A 20,232-nucleotide genomic window follows, 5' to 3' on the forward strand; every position below is an offset into this window, starting at 1 on the left:
ATTCGCGTTCAATCCAGGAGTACATCCATGAGCACTTATGACGTCGTGATACTCGGTGGTGGCCCCGGTGGCTACAACGCAGCGATCCGTGCAGGCCAGCTGGGATTGAAGGCGGCCTGCGTAGAAGGCCGTGCCACACTCGGTGGCACCTGCTTGAATGTGGGCTGTATGCCTTCCAAGGCATTGCTGCACGCTTCTGAACTCTACGACGCGGCCATGGGTGCGGAATTCGCCAACCTGGGCATCGAGGTCAAACCCACGCTCAATCTCGCCCAGATGATGAAACAGAAAGACGACAGCGTGACGGGGCTGACCAAGGGCATCGAGTTTCTCTTCCGCAAAAACAAGGTTGACTGGATCAAGGGTTGGGGCCACATCGACGGGCCGGGCAAAGTCACCGTGACGGATAACGCCGGGGCCAAGACCGAACTGAGTGGCAAAGACATCATTATCGCCACCGGTTCCGAACCCACTCCCCTGCCGGGCGTGAACATCGATAACCAACGCATCCTCGACTCCACCGGGGCACTGTCATTGACCGAAGTGCCGAAGCACCTGGTGGTGATCGGCGCCGGGGTGATCGGCCTGGAGTTGGGTTCGGTCTGGCGGCGCTTGGGCGCGCAAGTGACCGTGGTCGAATACCTTGATCGGATCTGCCCGGGGGTTGACGGCGAAGCAGGCAAAACCCTGCAACGCTCCTTGAGCAAGCAAGGCATCAGTTTCAAATTGAGTTCAAAAGTGACCAGCGCCACAACGTCCGCAACCGGTGTTCAACTCAGCATCGAGCCCGCCGCAGGCGGCAGCGCCGAGTCGCTGGAAGCCGATTACGTACTGGTGGCGATCGGACGCCGGCCTTACACCCAAGGACTGGGGCTGGAGAACGTCGGCCTCGCTACGGATAAACGCGGCATGCTCGCCAACAAGGGTCATCGCACCGAAGCCGCGGGCGTCTGGGTGATTGGCGACGTGACGTCCGGCCCGATGCTCGCGCATAAGGCCGAAGACGAAGCCATGGCCTGCGTCGAGCAGATCGTCGGCAAGGCCGGCGAGGTCAATTACAATCTGATCCCCAACGTGATCTACACGAAACCCGAGCTGGCCAGCGTCGGCAAGACCGAAGAGCAACTGAAGGCCGAAGGCCGCGCCTTCAAGGTCGGCAAGTTTCCCTTTACCGCCAACAGTCGGGCGAAGATCAATCACGAAACCGAAGGCTTCGCCAAAGTACTGGCCGATGAACGTACCGACGAAATCCTCGGCGTGCACCTTGTGGGGCCGAGTGTCAGTGAAATGATTGGCGAATACTGCGTGGCCATGGAATTCAGCGCGTCTGCCGAAGACATTGCACTGACCTGCCATCCGCATCCGACCCGCTCCGAAGCCTTGCGCCAGGCGGCGATGAACGTGGAGGGAATGGCGACGCAGATGTAGGCCCGAAGATCAGTGACCCATCGCGAGCAAGCTCGCGATGGGGTCTAAAGCGGTAAATGTCCCAAAGGCAAAGCCCCTGGCGTTTTAACCGTATGAATCGCAAAGTTGCTGCGTATATCGCTCACGCCTGGCAACTTCAATAAACACCCAGTGAGGAACCGATCGTAGGCCCGCAAATCCGGCACCACCACTTGCAACAGAAAATCCGATTCCCCTGACACCAGAAACGCCGAAACCACTTCCGACAATGCCGTCACGGCCAGGCGAAAGGCTTCAGCCTGTTCGTCGTTATGGCGCTCGACTTTCACCCCGACGAATACGGTCAGACCTAGCCCGACTTCATCGCGATCGAGGCTGGCCTGATAACCACGTATCACTCCCGCCTCTTCCAGCATCCGCACTCGACGCAAACAAGGCGAGGCAGACAGACCAATTTCCTCAGCCAATTGCACATTGCTCAAGCGTCCATCCCGTTGCAGGGCGGCGAGAATCTTGCGGTCGTAGGCATCCAGTTTCATGATTTGGCAGATCCCGCTGGCTGAGCTGTGATTTGTTGGCAGGTTATGCCAAAACTGACGGCTTTAGAAGTGAACTACGCAAGCACATGCCCTGCCCTCCAGCCCTAGACTGGCCCTACTGAATCGACAACGAACAGGGGTGCAACATGGCAGGACTTTGGCTGTTTTTCATGGCGCTGGCGGTGGTTTATCTGTTACCGGGCCCGGACATGATCCTGCTGCTGCAAACAGGCGCCCGTCAGGGCAAAGGCGCGGCGTTGGCCACGGCGGTCGGCCTGGGTATCGCCCGCGGTTGTCATGTCGTGCTGGCGGCGTTGGGGTTGGCCGCATTGTTCAGGGCGGCGCCTTGGACCTTTGACGTGGTGCGCCTGGTCGGTGCTGCCTATCTCCTGTGGATCGGTATCCAGTGTCTGCGAACGACGATGTTGCCGAACTTGAACGGTTCAGGTACGACGGACGAAACAACACGTTGGGGTACAGCGATTCGCCGCGGCCTGCTGACCAACCTTCTCAACCCCAAGGCGCTGCTGTTCTGCTCGGTGTTATTGCCGCAGTTCATCGATCCAGTCAGCGGACCGGTGCTCGCACAATTTGCGATCCTGGGCCTGGTGTTGGTCGGTGTCGGTTTGTTGTTCGATAGCGCCTACGCCTTGACCGGCGCCGCACTGGGTCGTTGGCTGCAACGCAGCCCCGGTGCCCAGCGCCTGCAACAATGGTTGTTCGGTAGCCTGTTGATCGGTTTCGCCGTGCGGCTGACCTTTGTTCAACAGGCTTGAGACTTATCGCACCTTGCGACGGCGGCGACTGAGCAGCAGCAACGCCGCCGCTACCACTATCACCACGCCGCCTATCTGCACTACGATCTTGTAAGGCCGCAGGGCTGAACGAGTGGCGTCGGTGACCTGCGTGACATAGCGCTTGTCGGCGTTCTCAAAGTCGGGATACGGACACTGATGGCCAAAGTCAGCCGCCCACTCCACGAATGGTCCCTCTTTGACATATCGCTGGTACAGCGCACTTTGCTCTTCGAGGCTGCTGTTCCAACCGGCCGCTTCACACAGCACCGCGGCAAACGCCTGGCTGGTGTGCGGCAAATTGTCGGCAGCACGGCTGGCCAATGCAGTGGCCACGAAGCGATAGTGGTAGCGCTCATCGGGTTGGGCAGCGCTGGCTTGCTGACGCTTCAGTTCGTCCTCGGCCACCAACGGCCCGACCTTGAGTTCATTGCTCTCCAGGCTGAAGTTGCCACCGAACGTGGCGTAGTCCGGCGCCATTTCATAACCCAGGATGTCCATCCCCCACTCGCGTGCGGTCCAGGCTGCGTTGAACAGTGCTGCAGCCCGTCGCGTCGGCCACCATGCCGAATCGGCAGCCAGGCGTTGCTGGCCATACAACCTGGCTTTATGGCGCAGGCCATCATTATCGAAATACGCCGGCGCCTGTTCGTAGTGCCCCTCGCGCAGTAAACGCCGCCCAAGCAGATTGCGCAGGCTCGCCGCTACCGGCAGGGGCACGTAGTTGTCCCGGTCTTCTTGGCTCAGTGGCGGCGGCGCCGGTACCTGGGTGTCGACGTAATGCTTGAGTTCGTCCAGCGTCAGCACGCGTTCGGCAACAGTGGCGGCGTCCAGCCAATAGATGCCTTGGCTGCGGTACAACTGGTCGAACGCCTGCAGGTAATCCCCGCGTTGCAGGGCCAGGATCGCGCTTTCGCCCTCGACCCGGCATTTGGGTTCAAGGTTTTCGAAATCGAAGTCCGGCGTTCTCCTGTCGCCCCACGATTCATTCTGCGGGAAGGCCTTGGCGGCCTTGGCATACGCAGCCGTCGCGGCAGCTTTATCGCCCTCACGCACGGCCAGCTTGGCCCGCAGCCACCACGCCAGGCCGCCCTCGCCAGCGTGCTCGAGAAAGGTCTTGGCGCTGGTGAAATCGCCTTGTTGATAGTTCATCGCGGCCAGCCGGTCCGCATTGTCGAGGCTACCGCGCGTGCTGTTCTGCAACAGCTTGATCAGTTTCTGCTCATTCGGCGGTTGCTCATCGAATGACCAGCCCAGCCGACTGATCAAGGATGCGGTCACCAGTTGTTGCACCGGCTTACCCTTGAGCAGCTCGACCAATTGATCCTCGGGCATCGCAGCCAGGTCTGCCATCAACAGCTTCAGCGAGGTGTAACCCACTGCCGAACCCTGAAGGTTTTGCGTGGCATAGAGTTCGATGGCGCTGTTCCAGTCACCCGCCGTCCGGGCTACCCGAGCTTCTTCACCGAGACTGGCAACGCCCAGTTCCAGCGGGTCGCTGAAACCATCGATGCTCAGCTGACGCGTTTGCTCAAAGGCTTCGCGGGATCGAGTCAGCAGGTCGGGAGCCGCATCGGCCTGTGAACTCATGGCGAACAGCGCCCGACCCAGCGAGTAAGCGGCCCAGGTACTGCGCAGTGCCCGTTGATCTGCGGGTAGCGCCAGCACCTTTCGGAAATATTCGGCGGCCAGCGTTTGGTCACCGGCGTTGAAGGCTACCGCACCCGCCAGATAGAACCTGAGCTCGGCTGGCAGGCTCGCCCCCCGTACCTCAACCTGACGGGCGTCGGCCAGTCCACGCAATTGCTTCACCAGCGCCTGCTGTTCATTCGTCAAACCAGCCTGCTCGGCCTGATCCCGCAGTTCGGCATGATCGGTGGTTTCACCATAGGTCTGGCCAGGAACAAGGGTGGCTGCCGTGACAGGTTTGAGGCCGGCGATCGCATGACCGAGACGACTCACCTCGAACCTGAAGCTGCCTTCCGGCAACTCCGCCAGGGATTGACCCCGATTGTCCAGCAGCCGCATGGGAAAGTCCGGCCCGCACGCCATGGCCGGCAATGGCAGGCAGAGGCTCAGACAAAGCATGTGACGGGGCCAGTTACGGGTGAACATTCGAAGCTCCTTGATCAATTTTTGCGCAGCGTGCCCAACCAATGCCGCGCTGTCCGCCGGCCGCAATCCGACCGTCGCGCAGGCGGGTGAAGGTAAGCAGATTCGGGTCTTGTTGCAACGTATAACCGGCCAGCGCATCGGCCCCCTCGCAACCCTGTACTGCCAGGGTCACGCGCTTGGGCCAGGCGCTGTCAAGGTTGCCCTCATTGGTTATGGCGATGTCAGAGAGACCTTCATGAGCGGAGAGATTCAGCGCCAGATGACTGCGCAGGACCTCACCCTGCGACACCGCGCGCAAGGTCGAGAGGCTCCAGGCTCGGCGGTCGTTGGCCAAAGGCAGGCGGAACCAGATCAGACCCGCCAGATGCGCCGGCGGATCCGCACGCAGCCGGGCGGCTAGCTTGCTCAATTGCAGTGGATCAGCCAACAACTCCCGACGCTCGCCACGACTTTCAATCGCTACTTCGCTTTCCACGACGGGCGCACCACCGACGCTTGGCAGCAACGCGACCCCATAAGCCGGCAGCGCCAGGAAAAACGGTTTCGACGTGATTCGGCTCCAGGCCATTGCCCATTGTCGAGCGAGGTCGGGATCGAACAAGCCGCGTCGCGGATCGCTCACGGCATGTACCTGCAAAACGCTGCTATCGATGCTGGATAACAAGGCCGGCAACGCCTGACTGTCGAGCCACGCTGGCAATGCAGTGATGCTCAAGGCCATGGACGACGGCAACACCGATCGCAGATGCACAAGAAATTCACGATAGGCAGGCAGCCGGGCGTTGCCCGCGTCGTGGTCGATTTCCACGCCGGCGAGACTCAGGCCCTGCCCCTGCCAATCCGTGATCAATTGCTGGATTTGCAGCGTGACCTCGTCTTGATTCAGCGATTGGAGCTGGCCATCAAGGCGAATCACCGCAATCAACGACCGGCCATCACGCCTGAGCAGCACCGGATCGATCCGCGCCCGACTCCAGCCCGCCTGAGGGAATGCCTGTAGTGCCAGCACCCGCAAGGTGGAAAAATCAGCGCGACTGTCGCGCAACGCGGCGTCGTGCGCGGGGGTCCATTGTCGTTGCCAGACATAGAGTTGTTGATCGAGTGGCGGCGCGTCCTGCTGCTCGCAACCACTGAGCAGCGCCAGCGTCATCAGCGAGATGACCACGCGAGTAAGGAAAACCATGAGTGAACGCTTGTCCCTGAAATGCACAAAGGGCCTCCTCGGCCCTTTTCGATATGCTCCTACCCTACTCAGCCATCCACCGTCGGGCAATGGCTTGCGCGACCAAGACTCAAAGGTCCAGTACCAGAGGCTGCGAGCCTTGGGCCGGCACAGCACAACAGATCAGCACCTGGCCTTCATCCGGCACCTCTGCTGGCGGCTGCGGATAATTGACCTGGCCACTGATCAGCCTAGTCTTGCAGGTCCCGCAAGAACCGCCACGGCAACTGAATTCCGGCTGTAATCCGCGGCTTTCCGCCAGCTCCAGCAGACTGCCGCCGTCCGGTTGCCAGCGAGCCTCCTTGGCTGAACGCTGGAACACCACTGGCACCGAAGTGGTGGCCGCCGGCGGTTGCTCGATGACCACCGCGTCAGGGTCGAGACGGCGGACTAACGTCGAGGGACCGAAAGTTTCGGCGAAAATCCGCGCGTCGCGAATATCCAGTTCGCGCAGGGCATCGTACATCGCCTGGGTAAAACTGCCCGGCCCGCATAGGACAAAATCCAGCTGATCGTAATCATCGACCTCGAGTAATTCCGAGAGCCGTGGAACATCGATCCGCCCGGTCAAATCGAAATCTTCGCCCTCCCGAGCCTCCGGCTCCGGTTGACTGAGCAAGCGCACAACCCTGACCGCATCCCCGGCAGTCTCGAGCAAGCGGTCCACCTCTGGACGAAACGGTTGATCAGCCAAAGTGCGCGAACTCTGGAAGAACCAGGTCGGCCGTATACGGCGGGTGCGCAGGCCTTGATAGACCACCTCACGCAGCATCGACAGCAGCGGTGTAATTCCCACGCCAGCAGCCAATAACACCAGCGGTCGACGCTCATGTGGCGCGACGGTGAAATGCCCTTGGGGTGCCCGGGCTTCCAGCAGGTCGCCGACGCGAACCTGTTCATGCAGGTGCGTAGACACCCGGCCGTCACGCTTCACACTGATACGGAAAAAATCATCCGAGGGCGCACTCGACAGGCTGTACGTGCGGATGTGCACTTCGCCATCGATGTGGAACCGCAGCGGTAAGTGCTGTCCGGCGTGGAACAACGGTAACCCGACGCCGTCGCCTGGTTCCAAATAGATTGAGCGGATACCCTGGCTTTCCGTTTCGATCCGCACCACCCGTAGTGGTCGCCATTGATCGCCAAGCGCCTTGGCTTGCAGGCGTGCCGCGGCCTGGGCCCAGGTTCCCGTGAGCAAACTGGTGGGTGAAACACCGTCAAAGCGCCAGCGCAAAGCAAGAGCCGCGGGACGACGCACAACCTGTTCCACGTGGAACATCCACAAACGTTCGGCCCCCTGAAACGCTTCAACCTGTGGGCCTTCGAGAATGATTTCTGTGCGCCCGCTAAGGTGTAGCAGCTCACCGGAATTAAAATCGATGAACAGCAAACCGGCCTTTGGATTGATCAGCAGATTGCCCAAGGTATTGAAAAACAGGTTGCCGGCGAAGTCCGGGACGGTCAGGCGATTGCCTTCCACCTGGACAAATCCTGACTGGCCGCCACGGTGGGAAACGTCCACCGAACGCACGCCATCGACATCCACGTAGCTGGCGACGAAGAAGGTATCCGCCTCGGCGATCATGGCCTTGGCCGCCTCATCCAGTTCATTGAAGTGCTGTGCAGGACGTGTCGCTGGATCCTCCAAGGGCACCGAACGAAACTGCCTCAATTGGATGTACTGTGGGCAGTTGCCATAGGACTGATCCACCGTCACCGAAAATCCGCTCGTGGTCATCGCACCAATATGCCCATTGATGCGATTGCGCCGGCGGGTATGCAACTCGATGCCCAGCAGACCGATTGCCGCACCCGCGCCCAACTGCGCAGGATCATCGACAGCCGGCAAGCTGCTGAACTGCAACAATCCCGGTTCAGGTGAATGGGCGAAACCCGGCTCACCTTCAAGCACGCTGGCCCAGGGAAGACCCTCAGCATCAACCGCCCCGTACACCATGAATGGAAGCTGCTGATAGAAGCTACGGTGTTGATCCGGCATGTGGTCGCGAATCACCCTGCGACCGAGTACGTCCATTCGCTCGCTGACGCCGATGCGCGCCTGCAATTCTTTTTCGCCAACATGCCAAGGTGAATGGTCCATTGCGGCGTCTCCCCTGCGCCATCGGCACAGCGTGAAGGGCCCGACAACGTCGGGCGAGAAATATCAGGCAGTTTTTTGCAGACCGGCGACAGTACGCGGCATGCCGACAAAACCGGGCAAGGCCTCGACCCGTGCCAGCCAGGCGCGGATGTTGTCGTAGTCGTCCAGCGACACATTGCCTTCCGGTGCATGGGCGATGTAGCTGTAGGCGGCCACGTCGGCAATGGTCGGTTCGCTGCCAATCAGGTAAGGCGTGTTGGCCAGTTCATGATCGATCACCTTGAGCACGCTGTGGGCGTAAGGGATCACTTCGTCAGGATTGTAGGGCGCACCAAACACCGTGATCAGTCGGGCCCGAGCTGGGCCAAATGCGATGGGCCCGGCAGCAACCGACAACCACCGCTGCACTTTGGCGGCACCGACCGGATCGGATGGCAGCCAGCGACCGTTGCCGTATTTTTGCGCCAGGTAGACCAGGATGGCATTGGAGTCCGCCAGTACTACACCTTGATCGTCCAGCACCGGCACCTGGCCAAATGCATTGAGGGCCAGGTACTCCGGCTTCTTGTGCTCGCCTTTGGCCAGGTCGACGAAGATCAGCTCAGTTGGCAATTGCAGCAGCGACAGCATCAGTTCCACACGATGAGCGTGGCCGGAACGTGGGAAGTTGTAGAGTTTGATGGCTTGCATGGTCGACTCCGCTGGTCAGTGGCGCCGTCAGGAGAGATCAGCACCGATGGCGGTCATCTTCTACCAGTCACCAAAACATCAGAATAACCAGCTAATGCAATCCATTATTTCTCTGGATGAAATAAAAAACTCAGTCCTGCAGCGCCGGATGTTCTCGGAGTGCCTTCACCGTAAAGTCGACAAAACTGCGCACTCGCGCCGCAGCCTTTCGTCCGCCTTGATAAAGCACATGGATGGGCAATGGCGGCATTTCGAATTCCGCCAAAACAATCTCCAGCTCCCCCGCCGCCACTTTGCTCGCCGACTGATAGGACAGCACCCGGGTGAAACCCAGCCCGAGCGCGGCGGCGGTAATGGCCGCCTGATTCGCCGTCACTGTCAAACGCGGTTCCGCCCGGACACTCAAGGGCTCGCCACGCTCGAGAAATGGCCAGTGTTTTAACTGGCCAATAGCGGACGTCGCAATAATCGGCGCCTGGGCCAGCTCTTGCGGATGTTGTGGCCGACCATAGGTGGCCAGAAAGTGCGGTGATGCACAGATCACCCGCCGCACTTCGCCCACCCGAATCGCGTGCTGGTTGCTGTCGGGCAACTCACCGATGCGGATGGCCACATCGACGCCCTCCTCCACCACACTCACCACCCGGTCTACCAGCAGGGCATTGATGGTCACGTCGGGAAATTGCGTGAGAAAACTCACCATCAGCGGCGTGACAAACAATTCACCGAACAAGACCGGCGCCGTGATCGTCAGTTGCCCACGGGGCTGGGCGTGACTGCCCGCTGCCGAATCCTCGGCTTCCTGTACCTCGGCGAGAATTCTCCGACAGTCCTCCAGATAACGCTGACCCGCCTCGGTCAAATACACAGTGCGCGTAGTGCGCGTGAACAGCTGCGTGCCAATGCGCTTCTCCAGCGCCGCCACCGCGCGGGTAACGCTGGCGGCGGACATGCCTAAACGCCGGGCCGCCGCCGAAAAGCCCTGGTCCTGGGCGACGGCGGCGAAGACCTGCATTTCCTGGAAGCGGTCCATGGGCGTGTCCTCGATTCAGGTAAGAAAATCAAAACTGAAGGACTGTGATTTATAAGTCCAACATCATTCAGCTATTACAGATACTGTAAGAAAATTCTATAAACTTCGTAAGCCGCATCCTGAAAAAAATAAACTCGACTTTACTTCCGCTTAGTTTGTTTGACACTAACTCCAGTATCTGCAGAAAATTATTCTCTATGGTCTGCATACAAATCTAAATAAGCATTACTCCCGGATTACGCAGTCGCCCTATCCGTGTTAAAGGAACGTCATGCCTGCATATTTTTCAGCTAATACATGGGGCTTTCCCGGCACTGACCGGCGTCTGTTGAAAATACAATTCAGCTTCTTTCTGATGATTCTGGGGGGACGTTGCAATCAACTGGCCGTAGCCTGGTGGGCCTTGCAGGAAACAGGCTCTGCGCTCTATTTTGCCAACCTGGTCGCTATTTCCATCGCGACGGAGGTATTAGCCAAACCTTTGCTCGGATGGCTAGGAGATAAATACAACAAAATCCTGATCATCAAGCTTGCCTCATCGATTAGCTTGCTGACAGCTCTGTTGATGGTTGCGCTGTCCGCTATTGGATTGTTCAACCCCTGGACGGTGGGCGCGCTAATGATGATCAGCGGTGCGATTGTCGGCGTGCGCGACCCACTCCAGGCTTCGATCATTCCTTTGTTTGCAGATGAAGATAAAGTTTCCCTCGCCTTGCGGTCAAAAAGCGTGATGTCGTCCTTGTCCAACCTGCTCGGGCCGGCACTGGCCAGCGGGTTGATTTATGGATTCGGTACTACCTTCGCCTTTGCCGCCGAATTTATTTCGATTCTTGTCGCCGGAGTGCTAATCGCCACCATCCCGAATTACATCGGGACCACTGATCAAGGCGAAAAAGCCTCGGGTCTCAGTGGCTTCAGCATGATCTATTCCGGATTCAAAGTTATTTACGGAGTGAAAGTCGAATTTTATCTGGCGATCATTGCAATGATAATCAACTTTGCTTTGTTCCCATTCTTCACCATCCTGCTGCCGTTATACGTAAAGGATGTCATCCAGTTCCCAGTCACTTATATCGGTCTTCTGGACTCTTGCTTCGGGTTGGGTATTTTGGCGGGCAGCTACAAAATCATCGGCTGGCTATCTGACCGAATCCCCCGTGACATGTGTGTGTCTACCTGTTTTGCATTACTGGGATGCAATTTGGTGGTAGTTGGTACCGTTTCGTCAGCTTTCATGGTACCCGCTGCCTTCTTCTTCGGCGGTGTCGGGTTGATGTTGATCAACATCCCCACGTCAACTGTGAGGTTGCTGGCGACGCCAAAGCTCCATCGGAACCGGACTTTCGCCACCGTTTCATTTCTGTCTGCGGCGGCCAGTCCCTTGGGCAGTTTCGCGATGAACCCCCTGATTGACCGATGGGGGGTATTAACGACAATCACACTTCTTGGGGTCATGGTGCTGCTTTTGTCTATGTTGGTCTTCCTGGTGCCTGACTTTAGGACTTTTATGCGTTCCCAAGATACGCAGCTCAACAATGCCTACCTCGACAAATATCCGAAAGCGTTTGCATCTGCAGCAACAAAATAGCTCATCTATAAAAAAGGGGGCGACACCAAAGTGCCCCCCCACTTATTTAGCCGATGTTTTAGAAGATAATATCCAAAGCATCAACTCAATCAGCTGTGGATAACTTATTCCACAGTCACCGATTTTGCCAGGTTACGTGGCTGGTCAACGTCGGTGCCCTTCAGCACGGCCACGTAGTACGACAGCAACTGCAGCGGGATGGTGTAGAGGATCGGCGACAGGATGTCGTGGATGTGCGGCATTTGCACAACGTGCGTGCCTTCACCGTTGGTCATGCCGGCCTTCTCGTCAGCGAAGACAATAAGCTCGCCACCACGGGCGCGAACTTCCTGGAGGTTGGACTTCAGCTTCTCCAGCAGTTCGTTGTTCGGCGCTACGGTCACCACGGGCATGTCGTTATCCACAAGCGCCAGCGGGCCGTGTTTGAGCTCGCCCGCCGGGTAGGCTTCGGCGTGGATGTAGGAAATTTCCTTGAGCTTGAGCGCCCCTTCCATGGCTACCGGGAATTGCGCGCCGCGGCCCAGGAACAGGGTGTGGTTCTTCTCGGCGAACAGCTCGGCGATTTTTTCCACGGTGCTGTCCATCGCCAGCGCTTCACCCAGACGGGTCGGCAAGCGACGCAGTTCTTCGACCAGCGTGGCTTCAACGCCCTTGGCCAATGTGCCGCGAACCTGGCCCAGGGACAGGGTCAGCAACAGCAGACCGACCAATTGCGTGGTGAAGGCTTTGGTGGAAGCCACGCCGATTTCGCGACCGGCCTGGGTCAGCAGGGTCAGGTCGGATTCACGCACCAGGGAGCTGATGCCGACGTTGCAGATGGCCAGGCTGGCGAGGAAGCCCAGTTCCTTGGCATTGCGCAGCGCCGCCAGGGTGTCGGCGGTTTCGCCGGACTGGGAGATGGTCACGAACAGCGTGTCGGGTTGCACCACGACTTTGCGGTAGCGGAATTCGCTGGCGACTTCGACCTGGCACGGGATGCCGGCCAGTTCTTCCAGCCAGTAACGGGCGACCATGCCGGCGTGGTAGCTGGTGCCGCACGCGACAATCTGCACGTTGCGCACCTTGGCGAACAGCTCCGCGGCCTGCGGGCCGAAAGCCTGCACCAGCACACCGTTCGGGCTCAAACGACCTTCCAGGGTGCGCTGCACCACGGACGGTTGTTCGTGGATTTCCTTGAGCATGAAATGGCGGAACTCGCCCTTTTCAGCAGCTTCGGCGCCGTCGCGATATTGCACGGACTCACGCTCGACAGCCTTGCCGTTGATATCCCAGATCTTCACGCTGTCGCGGCGAATTTCGGCGATATCGCCCTCTTCCAGGTACATGAAACGGTCAGTCACCTGGCGCAGCGCCAATTGGTCGGACGCCAGGAAGTTCTCACCCAGTCCCAGGCCGATCACCAGCGGGCTGCCACTGCGGGCGGCTACCAGGCGATCGGGTTGCTGCGCGCTGATCACGGCCAGACCGTAAGCACCGTGCAGCTCCTTCACCGTCGCCTTGAGGGCTGCGGTCAGGTCAGGAAGATCCTTGAGTTTGTGGTTCAGCAGGTGAGCGATGACTTCAGTGTCGGTGTCCGAGGTGAACACGTATCCCAAGGCCTTGAGTTGTTCACGCAGGGCTTCATGGTTTTCGATGATGCCGTTGTGTACCACGGCCAGATCGCCAGAGAAGTGCGGATGCGCGTTGCGCTCGCACGGTGCACCGTGAGTGGCCCAGCGCGTATGGGCGATGCCCAGTCGACCGATCAGCGCTTCTTCAGCCAAGGCCTGCTCGAGTTCGCTGACCTTGCCCGGGCGACGCATGCGCTCGAGCTTCTGGTCGTTGGTATACACCGCCACGCCGGCGCTGTCATACCCACGGTATTCCAGACGCTTGAGACCTTCGACCAGGATGGCAGTGATGTTACGTTCTGCGACTGCGCCAACAATTCCACACATGTTATTTCTCCTGACTGACAGCCGCGCAAATCAAAGTGATACCGCGGGCTAGTATCTGATCCCGCGCTTCAAGCGGCAGGCGATCATCGGTAATGAGGGTATGGACGCTGCTCCAGGGCAGCTCCAGGTTGGGAATCTTGCGACCGATCTTGTCGGCCTCCACCATCACGACCACTTCACGGGCGACTTCGGCCATGACCCGGCTAAGTCCCAGCAATTCGTTGAAGGTGGTTGTACCGCGGACCAGATCAATGCCATCGGCACCGATGAACAATTGATCGAAGTCGTAGGAGCGCAGTACCTGTTCGGCAACCTGCCCCTGAAAGGATTCCGAATGCGGATCCCAGGTGCCGCCGGTCATCAACAGTACCGGCTCATGCTCCAGTTCGCTCAAGGCATTGGCGACGTGCAGGGAGTTGGTCATGACCACCAGGCCCGGTTGCAGGCCCAATTCCGGAATCATCGAGGCAGTCGTGCTGCCACTGTCTATGATGATGCGTGCATGTTCGCGAATCCGCGCGACGGCAGCGCGAGCAATCGCCTGCTTATATTTGGAGATGGGTTGGCTTAGGTCGGCCACCAGTTCCTGAGGCAGGGTGATCGCACCGCCATAGCGACGCAGGAGCAGACCGTTGCTTTCAAGCGCTGCCAAATCCTTGCGGATCGTAACCTCAGAGGTTTCGAAACGCTTGGCCAACTCATCCACACTGACTTCGCCCTGCTCATTGAGCAAGGCAAGAATGTTGTGGCGTCGTTGAGGTGTGTTGCGCTTCGACATAATTTGATAAGTTTCGATTCGAAAGATAACGAAAGCAATCAAACCCTATCAGGGAAATTTCGTCAAGCGGGGAGTGATGAGAAGGCCTGTGGATAAAAACATTAACGGCAAGCCTCCTGAAGAAGCGAGGCTTGCCGATTAATATAATTGACAGCCTGTGAGTAACTGCTGCCAATCACACAGGTGTGGATAACTTAGCTCTTCTTGAGCTTTTCCGGGCGCTTCCAACCATCGATATTCTTCTGGCGAGCCCGGGCGACCGCCAACTGCGCTTTATCCACAGTCGAGGTGATAGTCGACCCGGCTGCCGTGGTAGCACCGTCCAAGATATCCACAGGTGCCACCAACGAGTTGTTGGAACCGATGAATACATCTTCGCCCAGTACGGTTTTCCACTTGTTCGCGCCATCGTAATTGCACGTGATGGTACCGGCGCCGATGTTGGTGCGCGCACCCACTTCGGCATCGCCCAGATAGGTCAGATGGCCGGCCTTGGCGCCTTCGCCCAAGTGAGCATTTTTCAGTTCGACAAAGTTACCCACATGCGCCCGCGCTTCCAGCACAGTGCCTGGACGCAAACGCGCGAACGGACCGGCATCGCTGCCTTCGCCGAGAGTCGCACCTTCAATATGGCTGTTGGCCTTGATCACCACACCTTTGCGCAAGGTGCTGTCCTTGATCACGCAGTTCGGGCCGATCACTACGTCATCTTCAATGATGACCTTGCCTTCAAGAATCACGTTGATATCGATCAGTACGTCGCGACCTACGCTGACTTCACCGCGAACATCGAAACGGGCCGGGTCACGCAGGGTTACGCCTTGGGCCATCAAGCGACGGCCGGCGCGCAGCTGATAATGGCGTTCGAGGTCGGAAAGTTGCTTGCGGTCGTTGGCGCCCTGCACTTCCATGGCGTCATGGGGTTGTTCGGTGGCCACCACCAGCCCATCGTTGACCGCCATTTCGATCACGTCGGTCAGGTAATACTCGCCCTGCGCGTTGTTGTTCGACAGGCGACCCGTCCAGTCGGCCAGGCGATCGGCAGGCACGGCAAGGATGCCGGTGTTGCCTTCGTTGATGGCGCGCTGAGCCTCGTTGGCATCCTTGTGCTCGACGATGGCAGAGACCTTGCCATCAGCGTCGCGAACGATTCGGCCGTAACCGGTTGCGTCATCCAGCTCAACGGTGAGCAGGCCCATCTGCCCGGGCACCACCAGCTTGAGCAAGCGCTGCAGGGTTTCGATTTCAATCAACGGCACATCACCGTAAAGCACCAGCACGGTGTCGGCCTTGATGAACGGAACGGCCTGGGCCACGGCATGACCGGTGCCCAATTGTTTGTCCTGGAGGACGAAGTTCAGATCGTCAGCGGCCAGGCGCTCGCGTACTGCATCGGCACCATGGCCAATCACCACGTGTATGCGCTGTGGATCAAGTTGTCGGGCGCTGTGGATAACATGGCCAAGCATCGAATTGCCGGCAATCGGGTGCAAGACTTTCGGCAGGGCCGAACGCATGCGGGTGCCCTGGCCAGCAGCGAGGATAACGATTTCAAGAGACATGACTGGCTACCAATCCTGGGTGGTCAGCGGCTGCGACCAACGTGATGAATATCGGAAAAGAAAAAAGGGTAGCCGAGGCTACCCTTTTTAATCAATCACACAACAAGTGCCGACTTAGTGGCCGAACTTCTTGCGGATCTGCTGGACGGTGCGCAGCTGAGCTGCGGCCTCGGCCAGACGTGCGGCAGCGGAGCCGTAATCGAATTCCGCGCCACGTTCATGCAAGGCCTTCTCGGCAGCCTTGACGGCTTCCTGAGCGGAGGCTTCATCCAGGTCGGCAGCACGTTGCACGGTGTCGGCAAGAACCTTGACCATGTTCGGCTGAACCTCGAGGAAACCACCGGAGATGTAATACACCTCCTCTTCCCCGCCCTGCTTGACCAGGCGGATCGGACCTGGCTTGAGATTAGTGATCAGCGGCGCGTGACCCAGGGCGATACCAAGATCACCCAGTGCACCGTGCGCAATCACCATCTCGACCAGACCGGAAAAGATTTCCCCTTCCGCGCTGACGATATCGCAATGGACTGTCATAGCCATCTGATTGCCTCAACCTAAATTAGCGCCCGTTTCCGGGCGCCGGGATTACAGTTTCTTGGCTTTCTCGATCGCTTCTTCGATGCCGCCAACCATGTAGAACGCTTGTTCTGGCAGGTGGTCGTAGTCACCGTTGAGGATGCCTTTGAAGCCAGCAATGGTGTCTTTCAGGGAAACGTATTTACCCGATGCACCGGTGAAGACTTCAGCCACGAAGAACGGCTGCGACAAGAAACGCTGGATCTTACGAGCACGGTTTACCAACTGCTTGTCGGCTTCCGACAGCTCGTCCATACCCAGGATCGCAATGATGTCCTTCAGTTCTTTGTAACGCTGCAGAACGTACTGAACGCCGCGAGCGGTGTCGTAGTGGTCCTGGCCGATTACGTTCGGGTCCAGCTGGCGCGAAGTCGAGTCCAGTGGGTCTACCGCTGGGTAGATACCCAGGGAAGCGATGTCACGGGACAGAACGACGGTGGCGTCCAAGTGGGCGAAGGTGGTCGCTGGCGACGGGTCGGTCAAGTCGTCCGCAGGTACGTATACCGCTTGGATCGAGGTGATCGAACCTTCCTTGGTCGAAGTGATACGTTCTTGCAGAACGCCCATCTCTTCAGCCAGGGTCGGCTGGTAACCTACTGCCGAAGGCATACGGCCCAGCAGTGCGGATACTTCAGTACCGGCCAGGGTGTAACGATAGATGTTGTCGACGAACAGCAGAACGTCGTTACCTTCGTCACGGAACTTCTCGGCCATGGTCAGGCCAGTCAGTGCTACGCGCAGACGGTTTCCCGGCGGCTCGTTCATCTGACCGTAAACCAGTGCCACTTTGTCCAGAACGTTGGAATCCTTCATCTCGTGGTAGAAGTCGTTACCCTCACGAGTACGCTCACCCACACCGGCGAACACGGAATAACCGCTGTGCTCGATGGCGATGTTACGGATCAGTTCCATCATGTTTACGGTTTTGCCTACACCGGCACCACCGAACAGACCAACTTTACCACCCTTGGCGAACGGGCAAACCAGGTCGATAACCTTGATGCCGGTTTCCAGCAGGTCGTTGCCGCCTGCCTGTTCAGCGAACGAAGGCGCTGCACGGTGGATGCCCCAACGCTCGTCGGTGGCGATTGGGCCAGCTTCGTCGATCGGGTTGCCCAGTACGTCCATGATCCGGCCCAGGGTCGCTTTACCGACCGGTACGGAGATGGCTGCGCCAGAATCGGTAACTTCCAGACCGCGCTTCAAGCCCTCGGTGGAACCCATCGCAATGGTGCGAACCACGCCGTCGCCCAGCTGCTGCTGAACTTCCAGGGTGGTTTCGGCCGCGCTCACTACTTTCAGCGCGTTGTAGATGCTCGGTACGCTGTCGCGTGGAAATTCCACGTCGATAACGGCGCCGATGATTTGAACGATACGTCCGCTACTCATAGCTGGATCCTCTGAATATTTGAACCGTTAAACCGCGGCAGCGCCGCCGACGATTTCCGAGATCTCTTGGGTGATCGCAGCCTGACGCGCCTTGTTGTAGACCAGCTGCAAATCGCTGATCAAATCACCGGCGTTGTCGGTAGCGTTCTTCATCGCGATCATCCGCGCAGCTTGTTCAGCCGCGTTGTTCTCGACCACCGCCTGGTAGACCTGCGACTCAACGTAGCGGACCATCAAGCCGTCAAGCAGCTCTTTGGCGTCCGGTTCGTAGAGATAGTCCCAGTGGTGCTTGAGGTCCTGATCCGGGGTTGCCACCAGTGGAATCAATTGTTCCACGGTAGGCTGTTGCGTCATGGTGTTGATGAACTTGTTGGATACCACGGACAGGCGGTCAATACGGCCGTCCAGGTAGGCATCCAGCATCACCTTGACGCTACCGATCAAGTCGTTGATCGACGGCTCTTCACCCAGGTGGCTGATAGCTGCTACGACGTTGCCGCCGAAGTTGCGGAAAAAGGCCGCACCCTTGCTACCCACTACACACAGATCAATCTCGACGCCTTTCTCGCGGTTTACCGCCATGTCCTTGACCAGGGCCTTGAACAGGTTGGTATTCAAGCCACCGCACAGACCACGGTCACTGCTCACTACGACATAACCAACACGCTTGATTTCGCGGTCGATCATGAACGGGTGGCGGTATTCCGGGTTGGCGTTGGCCAGATGTCCAATAACCTGGCGGATGCGCTCCGCATAAGGACGGCTAGCAGCCATGCGCATTTGTGCCTTGCGCATTTTGCTGACCGCCACTTTTTCCATGGCGCTGGTAATTTTTTGCGTGCTTTTGATGCTCGCAATCTTACTGCGAATCTCTTTTGCGCCTGCCATGTAACACCTATCAGGTTAGCAAGCGGGAGCCTTGCGGCTCCCGCTGCGGCTTACCAGGTTTGGGTGGCCTTGAACTTCTCGATGCCGGCTTTCATGCCAGCGTCGATATCGTCATTGAAGTCACCCTTCACGTTGATCTTCGCCATCAATTCGGCGTGATCGCGGTTGAAGTAAGCAATCAGCGCTTGTTCAAAGCTGCCGACCTTGGCGATTTCGACGTCAGTCAGGAACCCACGCTCAGCGGCATACAGCGACAACGCCATGTCAGCGATCGACATTGGGGCGTATTGCTTCTGCTTCATCAGCTCGGTAACGCGCTGACCATGCTCAAGTTGCTTACGGGTCGCTTCGTCCAGGTCAGAAGCGAACTGGGCGAATGCCGCCAGTTCACGGTACTGAGCCAGAGCGGTACGGATACCACCGGACAGCTTCTTGATGATCTTGGTCTGAGCGGCACCACCCACACGGGATACCGAAACACCGGCGTTCACTGCAGGACGGATGCCCGAGTTGAACATGGCCGATTCCAGGAAGATCTGACCGTCGGTGATGGAAATCACGTTGGTCGGAACGAACGCGGAAACGTCGCCAGCCTGGGTTTCGATGATCGGCAGTGCGGTCAGGGAACCGGTTTTGCCGGTTACTGCGCCGTTGGTGAACTTCTCTACGTACTCTTCCGAAACGCGGGATGCGCGCTCCAGCAGACGGGAGTGGAGATAGAACACGTCGCCTGGGTAAGCTTCACGGCCTGGTGGACGGCGCAGCAGCAGGGAAATCTGGCGGTAAGCCACTGCTTGCTTGGACAGATCGTCATAAACGATCAGCGCGTCTTCACCGCGGTCGCGGAAGTATTCGCCCATGGTGCAACCGGAGTACGGTGCCAGGAATTGCAGTGCAGGAGATTCCGAAGCACTGGCAGCCACGATGATCGTGTTGGCCAGGGCGCCGTTTTCTTCCAGCTTGCGAACCACGTTGGCAATGGTCGATTGTTTCTGACCGATGGCTACGTAGACGCAGAAAATGCCGCTGTCTTTCTGGTTGATGATCGCGTCGATCGCCAGAGCGGTTTTACCGATCTGACGGTCACCGATGATCAGCTCACGCTGGCCACGGCCGACAGGGATCATGGCATCGACAGCCTTGTAGCCAGTCTGTACAGGCTGGTCTACCGACTTACGCCAGATCACGCCTGGAGCAACTTTCTCGACCGCGTCGGTCTCGGTGTTGCCCAGTGGACCTTTACCGTCAACAGGATTACCCAGTGCGTCGACTACGCGACCCAGCAGTTCCTTACCAACCGGAACTTCGAGGATGCGGCCGGTGCACTTGGCGCTCATGCCTTCAGCCAGAGACTGGTAAGCGCCCAGTACAACGGCACCTACGGAGTCTTGCTCCAGGTTGAGGGCCATACCGAAGACGCCGCCCGGAAACTCGATCATCTCGCCGTACATGACGTCGGCCAGACCGTGAATCCGCACGATACCGTCAGATACGCTGACGACAGTGCCTTCGTTACGGGCTTGGGAGGTCACATCGAGCTTGTCGATGCGGCCCTTGATAATTTCACTTATTTCGGAAGGATTGAGTTGCTGCATTGCTCTGCTGCCCCTTCA

The 20,232-nt window shown here is 58.4% G+C and carries 16 protein-coding genes; 3 read left to right on the top strand and 13 right to left on the bottom strand.

The genetic code is table 11. The annotated features are described in order from the left end of the window. Window positions 1-27 precede the first annotated feature (27 nt). Window positions 28-1,428: a dihydrolipoyl dehydrogenase gene (lpdA, locus tag BKX96_RS17795; RefSeq protein WP_077185041.1), complete on the top strand. Its 1,401-nt coding sequence runs from the start codon at window positions 28-30 to the stop codon at window positions 1,426-1,428. A gap of 44 nt (window positions 1,429-1,472) precedes the next feature. Here lpdA and BKX96_RS17800 read toward each other — a convergent pair whose 3' ends face one another. Further along, on the bottom strand, window positions 1,473-1,946 hold the full coding sequence (locus BKX96_RS17800) for an Lrp/AsnC family transcriptional regulator (protein ID WP_046818600.1): 474 nt from the start codon (window positions 1,944-1,946) through the stop codon (window positions 1,473-1,475). A 146-nt stretch (window positions 1,947-2,092) separates the two neighbouring features. On the opposite strand from BKX96_RS17800, the gene BKX96_RS17805 reads away from it, so the two are divergent. After that, the gene (locus tag BKX96_RS17805) at window positions 2,093-2,722 is read left to right on the top strand and encodes a LysE family translocator (RefSeq protein WP_046818601.1); all 630 of its coding nucleotides are present in this window, start codon (window positions 2,093-2,095) and stop codon (window positions 2,720-2,722) included. Between the two features lie 3 nt (window positions 2,723-2,725). Here the strand turns inward: BKX96_RS17805 and BKX96_RS17810 are convergent, their stop codons facing one another. From BKX96_RS17810 to BKX96_RS17830, 5 genes are all read right to left on the bottom strand, one after another. Continuing rightward, window positions 2,726-4,855 (bottom strand): hypothetical protein, encoded by a 2,130-nt coding sequence (locus BKX96_RS17810; RefSeq protein WP_077185043.1) that lies wholly within the window; start codon window positions 4,853-4,855, stop codon window positions 2,726-2,728. Then, the gene (locus BKX96_RS17815; protein ID WP_077185046.1) at window positions 4,842-6,038 is read right to left on the bottom strand and encodes a DUF3142 domain-containing protein; all 1,197 of its coding nucleotides are present in this window, start codon (window positions 6,036-6,038) and stop codon (window positions 4,842-4,844) included. Before BKX96_RS17815 ends, BKX96_RS17810 begins: the two co-directional genes overlap by 14 nt. Before the next feature lie 109 nt (window positions 6,039-6,147). Then, the gene (locus tag BKX96_RS17820) at window positions 6,148-8,178 is read right to left on the bottom strand and encodes a 2Fe-2S iron-sulfur cluster-binding protein (RefSeq protein WP_077185049.1); all 2,031 of its coding nucleotides are present in this window, start codon (window positions 8,176-8,178) and stop codon (window positions 6,148-6,150) included. A gap of 63 nt (window positions 8,179-8,241) precedes the next feature. Beyond that, window positions 8,242-8,868 carry a glutathione S-transferase family protein gene (locus BKX96_RS17825; RefSeq protein ID WP_046818605.1) on the bottom strand — a complete coding sequence of 209 codons (627 nt, stop codon included), beginning with the start codon at window positions 8,866-8,868 and terminating at the stop codon, window positions 8,242-8,244. 130 nt (window positions 8,869-8,998) lie between these two features. Beyond that, on the bottom strand, window positions 8,999-9,901 hold the full coding sequence (locus BKX96_RS17830) for a LysR family transcriptional regulator (RefSeq protein WP_077185052.1): 903 nt from the start codon (window positions 9,899-9,901) through the stop codon (window positions 8,999-9,001). A gap of 271 nt (window positions 9,902-10,172) precedes the next feature. Here BKX96_RS17830 and BKX96_RS17835 point away from each other — a divergent pair, with 271 nt between their 5' ends. Then, the gene (locus tag BKX96_RS17835; RefSeq protein WP_077185055.1) at window positions 10,173-11,489 is read left to right on the top strand and encodes an MFS transporter; all 1,317 of its coding nucleotides are present in this window, start codon (window positions 10,173-10,175) and stop codon (window positions 11,487-11,489) included. 104 nt (window positions 11,490-11,593) lie between these two features. Here the strand turns inward: BKX96_RS17835 and glmS are convergent, their stop codons facing one another. The 7 genes from glmS to atpA all read right to left on the bottom strand — a co-directional run bounded on the left by glmS (window position 11,594) and on the right by atpA (window position 20,214). Next, window positions 11,594-13,426 carry a glutamine--fructose-6-phosphate transaminase (isomerizing) gene (gene glmS, locus BKX96_RS17840; protein ID WP_077185058.1) on the bottom strand — a complete coding sequence of 611 codons (1,833 nt, stop codon included), beginning with the start codon at window positions 13,424-13,426 and terminating at the stop codon, window positions 11,594-11,596. Between the two features lies 1 nt (window position 13,427). Further along, window positions 13,428-14,207 (bottom strand): DeoR family transcriptional regulator, encoded by a 780-nt coding sequence (locus BKX96_RS17845; RefSeq protein WP_179092161.1) that lies wholly within the window; start codon window positions 14,205-14,207, stop codon window positions 13,428-13,430. 191 nt (window positions 14,208-14,398) lie between these two features. Beyond that, window positions 14,399-15,766: a bifunctional UDP-N-acetylglucosamine diphosphorylase/glucosamine-1-phosphate N-acetyltransferase GlmU gene (gene glmU / locus BKX96_RS17850; protein WP_077185061.1), complete on the bottom strand. Its 1,368-nt coding sequence runs from the start codon at window positions 15,764-15,766 to the stop codon at window positions 14,399-14,401. A 114-nt stretch (window positions 15,767-15,880) separates the two neighbouring features. After that, window positions 15,881-16,306, bottom strand: coding sequence for a F0F1 ATP synthase subunit epsilon (locus BKX96_RS17855; RefSeq protein ID WP_007969909.1), 426 nt, complete (start codon window positions 16,304-16,306; stop codon window positions 15,881-15,883). A gap of 45 nt (window positions 16,307-16,351) precedes the next feature. Continuing rightward, complete coding sequence (gene atpD, locus BKX96_RS17860; protein WP_020797984.1) at window positions 16,352-17,731, bottom strand: F0F1 ATP synthase subunit beta; 1,380 nt, start codon at window positions 17,729-17,731, stop codon at window positions 16,352-16,354. A 27-nt stretch (window positions 17,732-17,758) separates the two neighbouring features. Continuing rightward, window positions 17,759-18,619 carry a F0F1 ATP synthase subunit gamma gene (gene atpG / locus BKX96_RS17865; RefSeq protein WP_008064595.1) on the bottom strand — a complete coding sequence of 287 codons (861 nt, stop codon included), beginning with the start codon at window positions 18,617-18,619 and terminating at the stop codon, window positions 17,759-17,761. 50 nt (window positions 18,620-18,669) lie between these two features. Further along, window positions 18,670-20,214: a F0F1 ATP synthase subunit alpha gene (gene atpA, locus BKX96_RS17870; protein ID WP_046818609.1), complete on the bottom strand. Its 1,545-nt coding sequence runs from the start codon at window positions 20,212-20,214 to the stop codon at window positions 18,670-18,672. Window positions 20,215-20,232: the final 18 nt, after the last annotated feature.

Origin of the sequence: Pseudomonas putida, from assembly GCF_001976065.1 — a bacterium.
GTDB classification, from domain to species: Bacteria; Pseudomonadota; Gammaproteobacteria; order Pseudomonadales; family Pseudomonadaceae; genus Aquipseudomonas; species Aquipseudomonas serbica.

Excerpts from the sequence above, each read along its gene's own strand:
- BKX96_RS17820 (WP_077185049.1), bottom strand. The coding sequence starts at position 8,178 with ATGGACCATTCACCTTGGCATGTTGGCGAAAAAGAATTGCAGGCGCGC.
- atpD (WP_020797984.1), bottom strand. The coding sequence starts at position 17,731 with ATGAGTAGCGGACGTATCGTTCAAATCATCGGCGCCGTTATCGACGTG.
- glmU (WP_077185061.1), bottom strand. The coding sequence starts at position 15,766 with ATGTCTCTTGAAATCGTTATCCTCGCTGCTGGCCAGGGCACCCGCATG.
- BKX96_RS17800 (WP_046818600.1), bottom strand. The coding sequence starts at position 1,946 with ATGAAACTGGATGCCTACGACCGCAAGATTCTCGCCGCCCTGCAACGG.
- lpdA (WP_077185041.1), top strand. The coding sequence starts at position 28 with ATGAGCACTTATGACGTCGTGATACTCGGTGGTGGCCCCGGTGGCTAC.
- BKX96_RS17825 (WP_046818605.1), bottom strand. The coding sequence starts at position 8,868 with ATGCAAGCCATCAAACTCTACAACTTCCCACGTTCCGGCCACGCTCAT.
- BKX96_RS17805 (WP_046818601.1), top strand. The coding sequence starts at position 2,093 with ATGGCAGGACTTTGGCTGTTTTTCATGGCGCTGGCGGTGGTTTATCTG.
- atpA (WP_046818609.1), bottom strand. The coding sequence starts at position 20,214 with ATGCAGCAACTCAATCCTTCCGAAATAAGTGAAATTATCAAGGGCCGC.
- BKX96_RS17855 (WP_007969909.1), bottom strand. The coding sequence starts at position 16,306 with ATGGCTATGACAGTCCATTGCGATATCGTCAGCGCGGAAGGGGAAATC.
- atpG (WP_008064595.1), bottom strand. The coding sequence starts at position 18,619 with ATGGCAGGCGCAAAAGAGATTCGCAGTAAGATTGCGAGCATCAAAAGC.
- BKX96_RS17830 (WP_077185052.1), bottom strand. The coding sequence starts at position 9,901 with ATGGACCGCTTCCAGGAAATGCAGGTCTTCGCCGCCGTCGCCCAGGAC.
- glmS (WP_077185058.1), bottom strand. The coding sequence starts at position 13,426 with ATGTGTGGAATTGTTGGCGCAGTCGCAGAACGTAACATCACTGCCATC.
- BKX96_RS17835 (WP_077185055.1), top strand. The coding sequence starts at position 10,173 with ATGCCTGCATATTTTTCAGCTAATACATGGGGCTTTCCCGGCACTGAC.
- BKX96_RS17815 (WP_077185046.1), bottom strand. The coding sequence starts at position 6,038 with ATGGTTTTCCTTACTCGCGTGGTCATCTCGCTGATGACGCTGGCGCTG.
- BKX96_RS17810 (WP_077185043.1), bottom strand. The coding sequence starts at position 4,855 with ATGTTCACCCGTAACTGGCCCCGTCACATGCTTTGTCTGAGCCTCTGC.